We start from the raw sequence: 14659 nt of genomic DNA, 5'->3' as shown, positions 1-14659 counted from the left end.
CAGGACGCATTGTAGGAATCGACGCTTGATTGATCCAATTGATCTTTTAAATTTGATCGATTGTGATTGCTAATTGATCGGTCGCCTTTTCTACTACCAATTAACTAGTCGCGAATATCACCAAAGTCGTAGGTTGTACCTGCCAGGGGTATGAAGTTGACGCATATCAAACTTGCCAGCCCCCCCCCTCCGGAAGATAGCGGCATCTGAATAACCTTTGGGTTGATGGAGGTATAGGCGGGATGAATATTTCCAGTGCCATTCTGCATGTTGCGCCGCTGCAATTGACGGCCGCGCGCACGGCAATCGAGGAACTGCCCGGTGTGGAAATCCACGCCGAAAGCCCGGAGGGCAAGATGGTGGTGGTCATCGAAGACAGCGATACAAATTCGGCCGCGGATACCTACGTGGCCCTGCATGGTATTCCCGGCGTCGCCTCGGTAGCCATGGTCTATCAGTACAGCGACGACGAACCAGAAACATCAGATACCGAGGAGGTACAAGCGTGAAACTCAATCGACGCGACTTTATCAAGGCCAATGCCGCTGCTGCAGCCATGACTGCGGCAGGCATGCAGGCCGGGACGGCCGTGGCTGCGGGCGGCAAGGATGAAATTCGCTGGGACAAGGCACCGTGCCGTTTTTGTGGCACCGGCTGTTCCGTGCTCGTGGGGACGCAGGAGGGCCGCGTGGTGGCCACTCAGGGCGATCCGGACGCGCCGGTCAACCGTGGTCTGAACTGCATCAAAGGCTATTTCCTGTCGAAGATCATGTATGGCTCGGACCGTCTGAAGACGCCGATGCTGCGCATGACCAATGGTAAGTACGACAAGAACGGCGAGTTTGCGCCGATTTCCTGGAAGCAAGCCTTTGACATCATGGAAGAGAAGGTCCGGGCGACCCTCAAGGCCAAAGGACCGAACGGCCTGGCCATGTTTGGCTCGGGGCAGTGGACGGTTTGGGAAGGGTACGCCGCATCCAAGCTGATGAAGGCCGGCTTCCGCACGAATAACCTGGATCCCAATGCCCGCCACTGCATGGCGTCGGCAGTTGCGGGCTTCATGCGTACCTTCGGGATCGATGAGCCGATGGGCTGCTACGATGACATCGAGCACGCCGATGCCTTCTTCCTGTGGGGCTCGAACATGGCCGAGATGCATCCCATTCTGTGGACCCGCATCACCGACCGCAAGCTCTCGAACAAGCATGTCAAAGTGGGCGTGCTGTCGACCTTCGAACATCGCTCCTTCGAGTTGGCCGATATCCCGATGGTGTTCAAGCCGAACACTGATCTGGCGATTCTGAACTTCATCTGCCACCACATCATCTCGACCGGCAAGGTCAATCAGGACTTCGTCAGCAAGTACGTCAAGTTCAAGAAGGGTGAAACCGACATCGGTTTCGGCCTGCGCCCGAATCACGATCTGGAAAAGAAGGCGACCAATAACGGTTATCCGGGTGAAGATGGCAAGCCGAAGGGTAATCCGGCCAAGGCAGACGACATCAGCTTCGACGAATTCAAGAAATTCGTTTCTGAATACACGGCCGAGAAGACCTCCAAGATTTCGGGCGTGCCGGTCAAGGATCTGATCGCCATGGCCGAGGTGTACGCGGATCCGAAGACCAAAGTCATGTCCTTCTGGACCATGGGCTTCAACCAGCATACGCGCGGTACCTGGGTCAATAACATGATCTACAACGTGCACCTGCTGGTCGGCAAGATTTCCGAGCCGGGTAACAGCCCGTTCTCGCTGACCGGCCAGCCGTCTGCCTGTGGTACGGCGCGCGAAGTCGGGACGTTTGCCCACCGTTTGCCGGCCGACATGCTGGTGACCAATCCGGATCACCGCAAGCATACTGAAGAAATCTGGCAATTGCCGGAAGGTACCATCCCCGACAAGATCGGCCTGCACGCTGTGGCCATGGCGCGCGCGCTGAAGGACGGCAAGATCGGCTTCTACTGGCAGCAGTGCAACAACAACATGCAGGCCGGTCCGAACATCAACGGCGAACTCTATCCGGGTTGGCGTAATCCGGAGGTCTTTGCGGTCGTATCCGATCCGTACCCGACGGTATCCGCCATGGCGGCCGACCTGATCCTGCCGACCGCGATGTGGGTCGAGAAGGAAGGCGCTTACGGTAACGCCGAGCGCCGTACCCAGTTCTGGCGTCAGCAGGTCAAGGCGCCGGGCGAGTCCCGTTCGGATTTGTGGCAAGTGATGGAGTTTTCCAAGCGCTTCAAGGTTGAAGATGTCTGGCCGGCAGAGCTGATCGCCAAGGCACCCAAGTTGAAGGGCAAGACCCTGTTTGATGTCCTCTACGCCAATGGCGTGGTTAACAAGTACAAGCTGAACGAAACCCAGGCCGGTCATGACAATGATGACTCCAAGCTGATCGGTTTCTACATTCAGAAGGGCTTGTTCGAGGAGTATGCGCAGTTTGGCCGTGGCCATGGTCACGATCTGGCGCCGTTCGATACGTATCACAAGGCGCGTGGCCTCCGGTGGCCGGTCGTCGAGGGTAAGGAAACCCTGTGGCGCTTCCGTGAGGGCTATGACCCCTACGTCAAGAAGGGCGATGGCGTGAAGTTCTACGGGCATAAAGATGGCAAGGCCGTGATTTTCGCCCTGCCGTACCAGGATCCCCCTGAAATGCCGGATAAGGAGTTCGACCTGTGGCTCTGTACCGGTCGCGTGTTGGAGCATTGGCACACCGGTACGATGACCCGTCGTGTGCCGGAACTATACAAGTCCTTCCCGGATGCCGTGCTGTTCATGCACCCGGAAGATGCCAAGGCGCGTGGTCTGCAGCGGGGCATGGAGGTCAAGGTGGCGTCCCGTCGTGGCGAGATCAAGCTGCGTGTGGAAACCCGCGGCCGTAACAAGCCGCCGCGCGGCTTGGTCTTTGTGCCGTTCTTCGATGCGGGTCGTTTGATCAACAAACTGACGCTGGATGCGACTTGCCCGATTTCGAAAGAAACGGACTACAAGAAGTGTGCCGTCAAGGTGGTCAAGGCCTGAGTCTCGCAGACATGAACGATAAGCGGCCGGCTGTTGTCCGGCCGCACACCGGAGGTAAAGAAACCATGAAACTATTCCCTGCTCTGGCCCTGGCGGCAGCAATGCTTCTTTCGGGGGCGGGTGTTGCCAGTGCGCAGGAAAAGGTCATCTCTGAACGGGGTGATATCGCGATCGACCAGACGTCCAAGGTCGATATGTTCCGTCCGGAAAAGGACAAGGAAAATATTCCGCGTAATTTCCAGAAACAACCGCCGCTGATTCCGCACAGCATCAAGGGCTACAACGTCACGCAGAACTTCAACAAGTGCATGGACTGCCATTCGAAGGAGCGCGCGGAGGAAACCGGGGCAACCAAGGTGGCCAAGTCGCACTATCTGGACCGCGACGATAAAAAGCTGCAAACCATCTCGCCGCGCCGCTATTTCTGCATGCAGTGTCATGTGCCGCAGTTCGATGCCAAGCCGCTGGTTGAGAACAACTACAAGCCGTCTGCCAAGAACTAAGGGGGAATGATGAATCTCGAAAAATGCATGCCCGGCTGGCTCAAGCGCATCGGTCTGACATCGGCGCTGCTGCTCTTTGTGGCCGGTATCGTGTTCTGGGGGGGCTTCAACTGGGCTCTGGAGGCAACCAACAAGGAATCCTTCTGTATCTCCTGTCATGAGATGGAAGAGAACGTGTTCAAGGAATATCAGAACACGATTCACTACACCAACCGTACTGGCGTTCGTGCCACCTGTCCGGATTGTCATGTGCCGAAGGAGTGGGGGCCGAAGATGATTCGCAAGCTCCAGGCTTCCAACGAGGTGCTGCACAAGATTCTGGGGAGCGTTGATACGCCGGAGAAATTCAATGCCAAGCGTCACGAACTGGCGCAGCATGAATGGGATCGCATGAAGAGCAGCGATTCACGTGAGTGCCGCAACTGCCACCGTTACGACTACATGGATTACACCGAACAGGGGCCGCGTGCCGCCCGTACCCATCCGGTTGCATTCGATGAGGGTAAAACCTGCATCGATTGCCACAAGGGGATTGCGCACCAGTTGCCGCGTATCGACCAGCATATTGGTAAGCAGAACGAGGGGGCGCTGGAAATCTCGCATGGCGAGAAAGGCGCAGAAAAGCCGGCTGAAGCGAAGTAAGCCATCCGGCCTTGAAAGACCCGCCCCGGCCTCGGCCGGGGTTTTTATTGCCGCTGCGCTACGGTCGACGTGGGGAAATTGCAAATTTTCCTGAAACCCCCTGTAAATAGGGGGTTTTCGACCAACACGAATACGATAAGGTATGCTACTTTTATCGTGCTGCCGTTCCGACGGCCAGTTTTCTTCAAATTAACAGGTAACAGGAGGCACTTAGATGAATAAATCCGAGCTGGTCGAAGTTGCTGCAAAAGAAGCTGGTATTACCAAGGCTGCTGCCGATAAGGCGCTGTCGGCCATCATCGGTGCGGTCGTTCAGGCCGTGTCGAAAGGGGAGTCTGTCACCCTCGTCGGGTTCGGCACATTTAAGTCCGCAAAGCGCGCTGCGCGTACCGGCAAGAACCCGAAGACGGGCGCTACCCTGAAGATCCCGGCCACTACGGTCCCGAAATTCACCCCGGGTACTGCCTTCAAGGCTGCAGTGGCTGCCAAGAAGCCGGCTGCCAAGAAGAAGTAATCTGGCTGATCTGTACGCGGAGTTCTCCGATTGGGGGCTCCGCCTTTTATTTTTGAAATGACGAATCCAAATCCCGAAAATCCGCCGGTCGTCGATACCGGCTCCTCGTCGCTGACTGATAGCCGTCGGCGTTTGCGTGAACTGCTCTCCATTCCGGAACGGGATCGTACGGACGAGCAGTGGGATGAAATCATCGAACTGGAAATCCAGTTGGCCCCGGGCAACCGTATCGGTAGTAACGACCGTGCCGGCGGTGGTGGTCATGGCCATGCAGGCAAGCAGGCGCATGGTGGTGGCGGTGGCGGCCAGCAGCAGAAGAAGCATCGTCCGCGCAATAACAATAACAACAATAATAATGGCGGCAACAATAACCGTCGCCCCCGCCAGAAAAAGGGGCCGGGTGATGCCGGCGGGACGCCTGCAGCCTGATCGGCGTGGGCCTCTTGGGTGAGGCCGAAATTTTATGCAGCAGTTTGATCTGATTATTGTTGGCGGCGGCTTGGCCGGTGCCAGTCTGGCGCTTGCGCTACGCAACACCTCTTTGAGCATTGCATTGGTCGAGGGGCGTGCACCGGTGCGTCCGGCAGGATGGGATGCGCGGGTCTATGCGGTCAGCCCTGCCAATGCTGAATTCCTCGATGAAATTGGTGCCTGGCGGCATCTCGATACGAGTCGTATTGAGCCGATTCGCAGCATGGCGGTCGCGGGAGACCGGGGGGGGCGCCTTGCCTTTTCCGCTTATGAGAGCGGTGTTTCCGAATTAGGCTGGATTCTCGAGTCCGCCTTGATGGCGTGCGAATTTTGGGAGGGCTTGAAGCGCCAATCCAATCTCACCCTGTTCTGTCCGGCGTGCCCGGCCGCCATGGCGGTGGATGCCGATAGGGCTGTGCTGACCCTGGACGATGGGCGGGTATTGGGTGGCCGCTTGCTGGTGGGGGCAGATGGCCGGGATTCGTGGGTGCGTCAGTCCGCCGGCTTGGCCGAGGCTGTCACCCATTATGGCGACAAAGGCGTGGTTGCCAATTTCGAGACTGAGCGTCCGCATGCGGGTGTGGCTTATCAATGGTTCCGTGAGGATGGGGTGCTGGCCTATCTGCCTTTGCCGGGGAACAGAATATCCATTGTCTGGTCTACGCCGAACGAGCACGCGGATGCCTTGCTGGACCTGGCGCCGGACGCCCTGGCTGCGCGGGTCGCGGAAGCAGGGGGCGGGGTGTTGGGTGATTTGTCGTTATTGACGCCTGCGGCAGCGTTTCCGCTGCGCTTGATTCGGGTGCCGAAGACCGTGGCTGCCCGGGTTGCGCTGGTGGGTGATGCAGCGCATGGCATTCATCCTTTGTCTGGGCATGGTATCAATCTGGGTTTCCAGGATGCGCGCGCGCTGGCGCAACTGCTCCAGCAGGCGTCGCCTTGGCAGGATATTGGTAGTGAGCGTTTCTTGTCGCGTTATCAGCGTATGCGCAAGGAAGAGACGCTTTTGTTGCAGCAAACGACGCATGCGTTGCGCGGTTTGTTTGCATCACGTTTGCCTGGCGCTGCGTTCCTGAGAAATGCGGGTCTGGGTTTGACGGACAATTTGTCTTTTCTCAAGAATGCCTTGGTGCGCTACGCATTAGGCTACGTTTAGGAGTATTGCATGTTTGGAAAACGCTTTCCCGCGGTGCTGGCGGCGTGCCTCTCATTGGGTGTGATGGCCGACGAGGCGGATATTCGCAAGGGAATGGAGGCCAAGCTGGGGACCAAGGTGGAGAGTGTGACCAAGTCCGGTTACATGGGTTTGTATGAGGTCTACGCCGACGGCAATGTGCTCTACACCGACGAAAAGATGACGGCGATCATGGTTGGCGCGCAGCTGATCGATGCCAAGACCATGAAGAATGTGACCGAAGAGCGGATGAAGAAGCTGAGTGCAATCAAGTTCTCGGAATTGCCGCTCGAACGTGCCATCAAGCAAGTCAAAGGGGATGGTCGGCGCGTGCTGGCTACCTTTGAAGATCCAAATTGCGGTTACTGCAAGCGCTTGGCCAAAGACTTGCAAAAACTCGATAACGTGACGGTCTACACGTTCTTGTATCCCATTCTCTCCGAGGATTCGGTGCGCAAGTCGCGCCAGATCTGGTGTGCTTCTGATCGTGCAAAGGCATGGAGCGACTGGATGGTGGAAGGACGCGCCCTGAATGGCAAGGAGGATTGTGATGTCTCGGCCATTGCGCGTAATCAGGAACTGGGGCGTCGTCTCAATATCACGGGGACGCCGACGATTTTCTTTGTGGATGGTGAGCGCGTTCCGGGTGCCATGCCGCTGGCTCGAATCGAGCAAAAGCTGAATCAAGCGCGCTGATCGCTGTTTTTTGCGCCTTCAAGGGGTGGCTCAGGCCACCCCTTTTTTATTTTCATGGCATGGCAGCCCTGGAGCGCGTTTGATTTCTCTCAAATCCTGACAAGTCACTTTAAGTGTCATTTCACGAGTCTTGATTTTTAAGGGAAATTTTTAATAAAAAACGCTTTTAAAAGTGCTCTAAGTCCTTGTTGTAAAAGAAAAAAATCCATTTTTTCTATTGACGCGCCAAATCCGTTGCACTAAAGTGGGTAAACGTGTCGAAAAGTGGGTAAACGGGGAGCGACGAGGGGAAATGTTCGAGGGGGCGACAGCGATCAGTCTGGATGCGAAGGGGCGGCTTGCCATTCCGGCAAGGCACCGCGAGTCCCTGCTCGCAGCCGCTGAGGGCGGTCTCGTCCTGACGGCGCACCCACATCGTTGCCTGCTGTTGTATCCCTCGCCGGCATGGCAGCCGATTCGCGACCAGATCCTCAAGGCGTCTAGCCTGGATCCGCGGGCGGCCTCCATTAAGCGTGTGCTGGTCGGGAATGCGCGTACCGAGGAACTCGATTCCGCGGGGCGTCTCCTGGTGGCGCCGGAGTTGCGCGAGTACGCGCAGTTTGAAAAAACCGTCTATCTGGTGGGTATGGGTTCGCATTTCGAAATCTGGAGTGAGGCAGGCTGGAAGCGTCAGAACGATCTGGCTGCTGAGGCGCTGTCGGGCGACTTGCCGCCTGGTTTCGGGGATCTCGTGCTGTGACGACGAGCGGCGCCCACATCACGGTGCTGCTCGAGGAGGCGGTGGAAGCGTTGTCGGTCAATGCCGATGGCGTGTACATGGATGCCACCTTTGGCCGTGGCGGCCACAGTCGCCGAATTCTTTCCTGTCTGTCTGAAAAAGGGCGTCTGGTTGCGGTTGACCGTGACCCGATGGCGATTGCGGCGGGGGCAGCCATTGCCGACCCGCGTTTCCGTCTGGTGCATCGTGCCTTTGGCGAGATTGGCTTGGCCGCAGCCGAGGCGGGTGTCGCCGGCGTTGACGGGATTCTGTTTGATATTGGCGTGTCGTCGCCGCAGATTGACGACGGGGAGCGCGGCTTCAGCTTCCGCTACGACGCACCGCTCGACATGCGTATGGATACGACGCAGGGCGAGACGGCGGCTGAGTGGTTGGCGCGGGCTGAGGAGAGGGAAATTGCGGAGGTCATCAAGAACTATGGCGAAGAACGGTTTGCTTTCCAGATTGCAAAGAAGGTTGTGGCTGCTCGGCTCGAACAACCTATTGTCACAACAGGTCAGTTCGCGACCCTTGTACGCTCGGCCGTGCGCACCCGTGAACCAGGGCAGGACCCGGCGACGCGCAGCTTTCAAGCTCTACGGATTCATATCAATCAGGAACTCCGCCAGCTGGAAGTAGCCCTGCCGCAGGCGCTCGATCTGTTGAAGCCGGGCGGGCGTCTGGTGGTGATTTCCTTTCATTCTCTGGAAGATCGGATCGTCAAAAATTTCATGCGTGCGCAGGCAACGGCCGATGCGCTGCCTAAGAATCTTCCCTTGCGTGCTGATCAGCTGCCCCAGCCCAAGCTGCGTTTGGTCGGCAAGGCCATCAAGCCGTCGGCGCAGGAAGTCGAGGCCAATCCGCGTGCGCGCAGCGCGGTAATGCGGATCGCGGAGAAGGTCTGATGATCCGCTTCAACATGTTCCTGCTGGTGATCGCCGTGATGTGCGCCCTGGGTGTGGTGACCTCCCAGCATCGGGCGCGCAAGCTCTTTCAGGATCTGGAAAACGAGCAGGAACGGGCGCGCCAGCTGGACGTGGAATATGGTCAGCTGCAACTGGAAATGTCGACCTGGGCAACGCACCCGCGGATCGAGAAAATCGCGCGCGAACGTCTGCACATGGTGGTGCCGGATGCAGCGGGGCGCGTGGTCATCGTGCCCAAGAAAGGGGGGCGCTGATGGTCGTGCGCCGCCGCGTCCAGCGTGGGCATCGTTTTACCGAAAGCCCCTTGCTGCAACTGGCTTTGCAAGGCTGGCGCTCGCGCATGGTCGGGCTGCTCCTGATGGGGGCTTTTCTGGCGCTCGTCGCGCGCGGGTTTTACCTGCAGGTGATCAATAACGATTTCCTGCAGGAAAAGGGTGATTCCCGTTACCGTCGCGATATCGAGGTCTCGGCCTCGCGCGGCAAGATTACCGACCGTAATGGCGACATGCTGGCGGTGTCGACCCCGATGAAGTCGATCTGGGCGATTCCGGGCGATGCGCGCACGATCTCGTCCGATCAGAAGCGTCAGCTGGCGGCACTGCTGGATATGTCCGTGCGCGAACTGGACGGCAAGCTGGCATCGGAAAAGACCTTCACCTTCGTCAAGCGTCAGGTGCCGCCGGAGACCGCCGAGCGCATCGCTGCCATGAAGTTGCCGGGGGTGCATCAGGAACGCGAATATCGTCGCTATTACCCTGCGGGCGATATGACTGCTCACATCGTTGGCTTTACCGGGGTCGATGACAAGGGTTTGGAAGGAGTGGAACTGGCTTACCAGTCTGCCCTGCTGGGACGTGCCGGTTCGCGGACGGTAATCCGTGATCGCCGGGGCAATATCGTTGAAGATGTGGGCTCCATTCGTCCGCCACAGGATGGCAAGGAAATCCGTCTCGCGCTGGATTCCAAAGTGCAATACATCGCCTACAGCCAGTTGAAGGCTGCGGTTGAAACGAATAAAGCCAAAGCGGGCGGCGCAATTGTGGTCGATGCGCGCAATGGTGAAATTCTCGCGCTGGCCAATTGGCCGACCTACAACCCGAACAATCGCCAGACGCTGACCGGGGCGCAGCTGCGCAATCGTGCCTTGACCGATACCTTTGAGCCGGGGTCGGTCATGAAGCCGTTTACTGCGGCCCTCTCGCTGGAGCGGGGTAAGGTGCGTTACGACACGATCATCAATTGCGCGCCGGGTCGCATGACCATTGGCACCGCCACCATCTCCGATGCACATCCGCATGGCGCGCTGACCGTCGCGCAAGTGATTCAGAAGTCTTCGAACATCGGTACGGCCAAGTTGGCGCTGTCGTTCCAGCCCAAGGAAATGTGGGAACTCTACGATGCCCTGGGATTCGGTCAGTCGCCGAATCTGGGTTTTCCCGGGGAGGTGAATGGCCGGTTGCGTCCCTGGAAGAATTGGCGTCCGATCGAGCAAGCCACGATGTCCTACGGACATGGCATCTCCGTCAGCCTGGTTCAGTTGGCCCGGGCTTATACCGTTTTTGCCCGCGATGGCGAATTGTTGCCGCTCTCCTTGCTGCGTCTGGATGAAACGCCGGTCCATGGCCGCCGCATTTTCTCGCCGCAGACGGTGCGGGAAGTGCGCAGCATGCTGGAAATGGCGGCCGGTCCGGAGGGGACGGCGCCCAAGGCACGCGTACCAGGCTATCGCGTCGGCGGGAAGACCGGGACGGCCTACAAGCTGGAAAACGGTGTCTATGCGCGGAAATACATCGCCTCTTTCGTCGGTGTTGCGCCGATGAGCGATCCGCGCTTGGTGGTGGCCGTCATGATCGATGAGCCCAGTGGCGGTTCTCACTATGGTGGCGATGTGGCGGGGCCGGCCTTCTCCCAGATTACCGGCGGCGCATTGCGGACGCTGGGTGTGCCGCTGGATGCACCGCTGCCCGCCGCCACAGGAAAGGACAAGACCCTATGACGCCGCGTCAGCTTCTCGATCATCTGGCTACCTTGGGCATCACGCCGAGCGGGGTGGCCGATGACAGCCGTCAGGTGCGTCCGGGCGATGTCTTCCTGGCCTATCCGGGGGGTGTTGCCGATGGTCGCCGTTATATTGAAGACGCCATTGCACGCGGTGCGGTGGCAGTGTGCTGGTCGCCGGAGGGCGATTTTGCCTGGAATCCGGCGTGGACCGTCGCCAACCTGGCCTGCGCGCAGTTGCGCCCGCTGGCCGGCCCGCTGGCCAGCCTGGTGTATGGCCACCCGAGCGAAGGTCTTTCCCTGATCGCGATCACCGGTACCAACGGCAAGACGACCATCAGCCAATGCATTGCGCGTGCCTATGCAAAGCCCTGCGCGATCATCGGCACGCTGGGGGCCGGCTTCCCGGATGCTTTGACCGAAACCGGCTTCACCACGCCGGAAGCGACGACCCTGATGCGCTATCTGGCCGAGTTCCGCGCCAACCGTGCCGCCGCCTGTGCGCTGGAGGCCAGCTCGATCGGTATCGAAGAAAGCCGGCTGAATGGTGCGCGCGTCGATGTGGCTGTCTTCACCAACCTGACGCGCGATCACCTGGATTATCACGGCACGATGGAAGCCTATGCAGAAGCCAAGGCCAAGTTGTTTGCCTGGCCGCGCCTGCGTGCAGCGGTGATCAATCTGGATGATGACTTCGGGCGTCGCCTGTTCCGCGAAACGACGGCCAGCCGCGTGCTGGGCTACGCCATCGGTCCGGTGGATCGTGAATTCCCGGCGCTGGTGCGGGCTGAAAACCTGCATGACACGCCGTTTGGTCAGGCGTTTTCACTGATCCTGCCGAATGGCCGCGTTGAGGTCGAGACGGCATTGGTCGGGCGTTACAACGTCTCCAATCTGCTGGCGGTGGCCGCTGTGCTGCACGATGCCGGGCTGGCTGCCGACGATGTCGCCCGCCGCCTGAACGCACTGACGCCGCCGCCGGGGCGCATGGAACGCCTGGGCGGGATGGGCGAGCCGCTGGTCGTGGTGGATTACGCGCATACGCCGGATGCCCTGGAGAATGCCCTGATCGCCTTGCGTGACGTGGCCACGCCGCGCGGTGGGCGTCTCAGCGTCGTCTTCGGCTGTGGCGGCGATCGTGACAAGGGCAAGCGTCCGCAAATGGGCCGCGTGGCTGAAACGCACGCCGATCGCGTCCTGGTTACGTCTGACAACCCGCGCAGCGAAGTGCCGGACAGCATCATTGCCGACATCGTGGCCGGGATGATTCATGCCGAAACCGAGGTCGACCGTCGGGCCGCGATTCAGCGTGCCGTGGCCGAAGCGGACGAGCGCGATGTCATCCTGCTGGCCGGCAAGGGCCACGAGGCCTATCAGGAAATCGCCGGCGTCCGTCACGACTTTTCCGATCTTGAGGTGGCCGCCGACGCTTTGGCGCGCCGCCGTACGCAGCAGGGGGGGAGCGCATGAACTGGTTGCTCTCTCAAGTCGCCGCCGCGGTCGGGGGGCGCCTGATCGGGGCGGATGTCCCGCTGCAAGGCGTATCGACGGATACCCGTGCCATTGCGGCCGGCCAGCTTTTTGTCGCGCTCAAGGGCGAGCGTTTCGATGCCCACGATTTCCTGGCCGCTGCGGCGCAGGCTGCTGGCGCGCTGCTCGTCTCGGATGCTGCCAAGGTGCCGGCAGGCGTATCAGCGGTGCTGGTCGACGACACCCGTTTGGCGCTGGGGCAACTGGCGGCAGCCTGGCGTGCCCAGTTTTCCATGCCGGTGATCGCCGTGACCGGCTCCAACGGCAAGACGACCACCAAGGAAATGATCGCCGGCATCCTCCAGGCAGCGTTTGGCGATGCCGTGCTGGCCACGCGCGGTAATCTGAACAACGACATCGGCCTGCCGCTCACCCTGCTGGGCCTGAACGCCACGCATCAGGCCGCGGTGATCGAGATGGGCATGAACCATCCGGGTGAAATCGACTATCTGACCCGCCTCGGCAAGCCGACCGTGGCCCTGGTCAATAATGCCCAGCGCGCCCACCTCGAAGGGATGGGCGATCTGGATGAGGTAGCGCGTGAAAAAGGCGCCATCTTTAATGGCCTGGGTGAGACCGGTGTGGCCGTGGTCAATGCGGATGACGCCTACGCCGACTTCTGGCGCAAGCTTGCCGGGCAGCGCCCGGTACGCACCTTCGGGATCGATCATCCGGCTGACGTGCAGGCAGCCGTGCATCAGCATGGCCTGGAAATCACGCTGGACCTGACGACCCCGGAGGGGGCGGCCAAGATTGCCCTGCGCATTCCCGGCCGGCACAACGCGCGCAATGCCGTGGCGGCGGCCGCTGCCTGTCTGGCAGCCGGCATCCCGCTCGCTGCCGTGGTGGCCGGTCTGGCGGCCTTCGATGGCGTGAAGGGCCGTTTGCAGCGCCGCGCCGGCAAGGCGGGCGCGGACATTCTGGACGATACCTACAACGCCAATCCGGATTCGGTGAAGGCCGGGATCGACGTGCTCGCCACGACCATTGGCAAGAAATTGCTGGTTCTAGGCGACATGGGCGAAATCGGCGAGGCCAGCGGCCAGTATCACGACGAAATCGGTGGCTATGCAAAGAGCCAGGGCGTGGATCGCCTGTTTGCCCTGGGCGAAGCCACCAAAGCCGCCGTTCGCAATTTTGGCGACGGCGCACGGCATTACTGCCATGTCGACAAGCTGATCGCGGCGGTCGACAAGGAATTGGGCCCAGAGACCACGGTGCTGGTGAAGGGTTCGCGGTTCATGAAAATGGAGCGGGTGGCGGATGCCCTGGTGGCAACGACCTCTGCCGACAATCTCCCGGAGAAACACTGATGCTGCTCGCTTTGGCTCAATGGCTGGCGCAGGACGTTCGCTTTTTCAACGTCTTCAACTACATTACCCTGCGCACGGTGCTGGCCGCGATGACGGCCCTGCTCATTTCGCTGGCCGCCGGGCCGCGCGTGATCCGCTGGCTGGCGGCCAAGAAAATCGGTCAGGCGGTACGCACCGATGGCCCGCAGACCCACCTCGTCAAATCCGGCACGCCGACCATGGGCGGCGTCCTGATCCTGATCGCCATCGGCATCACGACCTTGCTCTGGGGCGATCTGACCAATAAATACGTGTGGACTGTTCTGGTCGTGACGCTCGGCTACGGCATCATCGGCTGGTACGACGACTGGAAGAAAGTGGTCTATCGCGACCCGAACGGTCTGGCCGCACGCTGGAAATATTTCTGGCAATCCGTGCTTGGCCTGGGCGCTGCGCTGTTCATTGCGTTTTCGGCCAAGACGCCGGCGCAGACCGAACTGATCGTCCCCTTCTTCAAGACAGTGGCTTACCCGCTGGGTGTGGTTGGCTTCATCACCCTGACCTATTTCGTCATCGTCGGGACCTCGAATGCCGTGAATCTGACCGATGGTCTCGATGGCCTGGCCATCATGCCGACCGTCATGGTCGCCGCTGCGTTCGCGATCATCGCCTACGTGACCGGCCACGCGGTCTACGCGAAATATCTGCTCATTCCGTACGTGCCGGGCGCCGGGGAGTTGTGCATCCTGCTCGGTGCGATTGCCGGCGCGGGGCTGGGCTTCCTCTGGTTCAACGCCTATCCGGCCGAAGTCTTCATGGGCGATGTCGGCGCGCTCGCGCTCGGTGCTGCGCTCGGCACCGTGGCGGTGATCGTGCGCCAGGAAATCGTGCTGCTGATCATGGGCGGTGTGTTCGTCATCGAGACCATCTCGGTGATGCTGCAGGTCAGTTACTTCAAATACACCAAGAAAAAATATGGCGAGGGCCGGCGCATCCTGCGCATGGCGCCGCTGCACCACCATTTCGAGCAGACGGGCTGGAAGGAAACCCAGGTTGTCGTGCGTTTCTGGATCATCACCATCATGCTGGTGCTGATCGGCTTGTCGACCCTGAAGCTGCGCTGAGGACGGGACGGAG

15 protein-coding genes are annotated in these 14659 nt (G+C 59.9%); all 15 read left to right on the top strand.

The window, feature by feature from the left end; all coding sequences use genetic code 11:
• Positions 1-242 precede the first annotated feature (242 nt).
• The 15 genes from AACO21_RS06670 (at position 243) to mraY (ending at position 14646) form a co-directional block, all read left to right on the top strand.
• Positions 243-509: a chaperone NapD gene (locus AACO21_RS06670; RefSeq protein WP_346191722.1), complete on the top strand. Its 267-nt coding sequence runs from the start codon at positions 243-245 to the stop codon at positions 507-509.
• The gene (gene napA, locus AACO21_RS06665; protein WP_346191721.1) at positions 506-3019 is read left to right on the top strand and encodes a nitrate reductase catalytic subunit NapA; all 2514 of its coding nucleotides are present in this window, start codon (positions 506-508) and stop codon (positions 3017-3019) included. Before AACO21_RS06670 ends, napA begins: the two co-directional genes overlap by 4 nt.
• Positions 3020-3084: 65 nt before the next feature.
• Positions 3085-3522 carry a nitrate reductase cytochrome c-type subunit gene (locus AACO21_RS06660; RefSeq protein WP_346191720.1) on the top strand — a complete coding sequence of 146 codons (438 nt, stop codon included), beginning with the start codon at positions 3085-3087 and terminating at the stop codon, positions 3520-3522.
• Positions 3523-3549: 27 nt separating this feature from the next.
• Positions 3550-4164 carry a NapC/NirT family cytochrome c gene (locus AACO21_RS06655; RefSeq protein WP_346191719.1) on the top strand — a complete coding sequence of 205 codons (615 nt, stop codon included), beginning with the start codon at positions 3550-3552 and terminating at the stop codon, positions 4162-4164.
• A gap of 214 nt (positions 4165-4378) precedes the next feature.
• Positions 4379-4678 carry an HU family DNA-binding protein gene (locus tag AACO21_RS06650; RefSeq protein WP_346191718.1) on the top strand — a complete coding sequence of 100 codons (300 nt, stop codon included), beginning with the start codon at positions 4379-4381 and terminating at the stop codon, positions 4676-4678.
• Between the two features lie 57 nt (positions 4679-4735).
• Positions 4736-5107: a hypothetical protein gene (locus AACO21_RS06645; RefSeq protein WP_346191717.1), complete on the top strand. Its 372-nt coding sequence runs from the start codon at positions 4736-4738 to the stop codon at positions 5105-5107.
• A 34-nt stretch (positions 5108-5141) separates the two neighbouring features.
• Positions 5142-6305, top strand: a complete 1164-nt coding sequence (locus tag AACO21_RS06640; protein WP_346191716.1) for a UbiH/UbiF family hydroxylase — start codon at positions 5142-5144, stop codon at positions 6303-6305.
• Between the two features lie 9 nt (positions 6306-6314).
• The gene (locus AACO21_RS06635; RefSeq protein ID WP_346191715.1) at positions 6315-7019 is read left to right on the top strand and encodes a DsbC family protein; all 705 of its coding nucleotides are present in this window, start codon (positions 6315-6317) and stop codon (positions 7017-7019) included.
• A 292-nt stretch (positions 7020-7311) separates the two neighbouring features.
• Complete coding sequence (mraZ, locus tag AACO21_RS06630; RefSeq protein WP_346191714.1) at positions 7312-7758, top strand: division/cell wall cluster transcriptional repressor MraZ; 447 nt, start codon at positions 7312-7314, stop codon at positions 7756-7758.
• On the top strand, positions 7755-8681 hold the full coding sequence (gene rsmH, locus AACO21_RS06625) for a 16S rRNA (cytosine(1402)-N(4))-methyltransferase RsmH (RefSeq protein ID WP_346191713.1): 927 nt from the start codon (positions 7755-7757) through the stop codon (positions 8679-8681). The genes mraZ and rsmH overlap by 4 nt, the downstream gene beginning before the upstream one ends.
• The gene (ftsL, locus tag AACO21_RS06620) at positions 8681-8956 is read left to right on the top strand and encodes a cell division protein FtsL (RefSeq protein ID WP_346191712.1); all 276 of its coding nucleotides are present in this window, start codon (positions 8681-8683) and stop codon (positions 8954-8956) included. The genes rsmH and ftsL overlap by 1 nt, the downstream gene beginning before the upstream one ends.
• On the top strand, positions 8956-10698 hold the full coding sequence (locus AACO21_RS06615; protein ID WP_346191711.1) for a penicillin-binding protein 2: 1743 nt from the start codon (positions 8956-8958) through the stop codon (positions 10696-10698). Before ftsL ends, AACO21_RS06615 begins: the two co-directional genes overlap by 1 nt.
• Complete coding sequence (locus AACO21_RS06610; protein ID WP_346191710.1) at positions 10695-12170, top strand: UDP-N-acetylmuramoyl-L-alanyl-D-glutamate--2,6-diaminopimelate ligase; 1476 nt, start codon at positions 10695-10697, stop codon at positions 12168-12170. Before AACO21_RS06615 ends, AACO21_RS06610 begins: the two co-directional genes overlap by 4 nt.
• Entirely contained in the window at positions 12167-13543 is a 1377-nt protein-coding gene (murF, locus tag AACO21_RS06605) for a UDP-N-acetylmuramoyl-tripeptide--D-alanyl-D-alanine ligase (RefSeq protein ID WP_346191709.1), read from the top strand. Before AACO21_RS06610 ends, murF begins: the two co-directional genes overlap by 4 nt.
• Positions 13543-14646, top strand: coding sequence for a phospho-N-acetylmuramoyl-pentapeptide-transferase (gene mraY / locus AACO21_RS06600; RefSeq protein ID WP_346191708.1), 1104 nt, complete (start codon positions 13543-13545; stop codon positions 14644-14646). Before murF ends, mraY begins: the two co-directional genes overlap by 1 nt.
• Positions 14647-14659: the final 13 nt, after the last annotated feature.

Origin of the sequence: Dechloromonas sp. ZS-1 (assembly GCF_039649255.1) — a bacterium.
Lineage (GTDB): Bacteria > Pseudomonadota > Gammaproteobacteria > Burkholderiales > Rhodocyclaceae > Azonexus.
The sequence above is the reverse complement of the archived record's forward strand: the minus strand, read 5'-3'. Positions and strand labels throughout refer to the sequence as shown.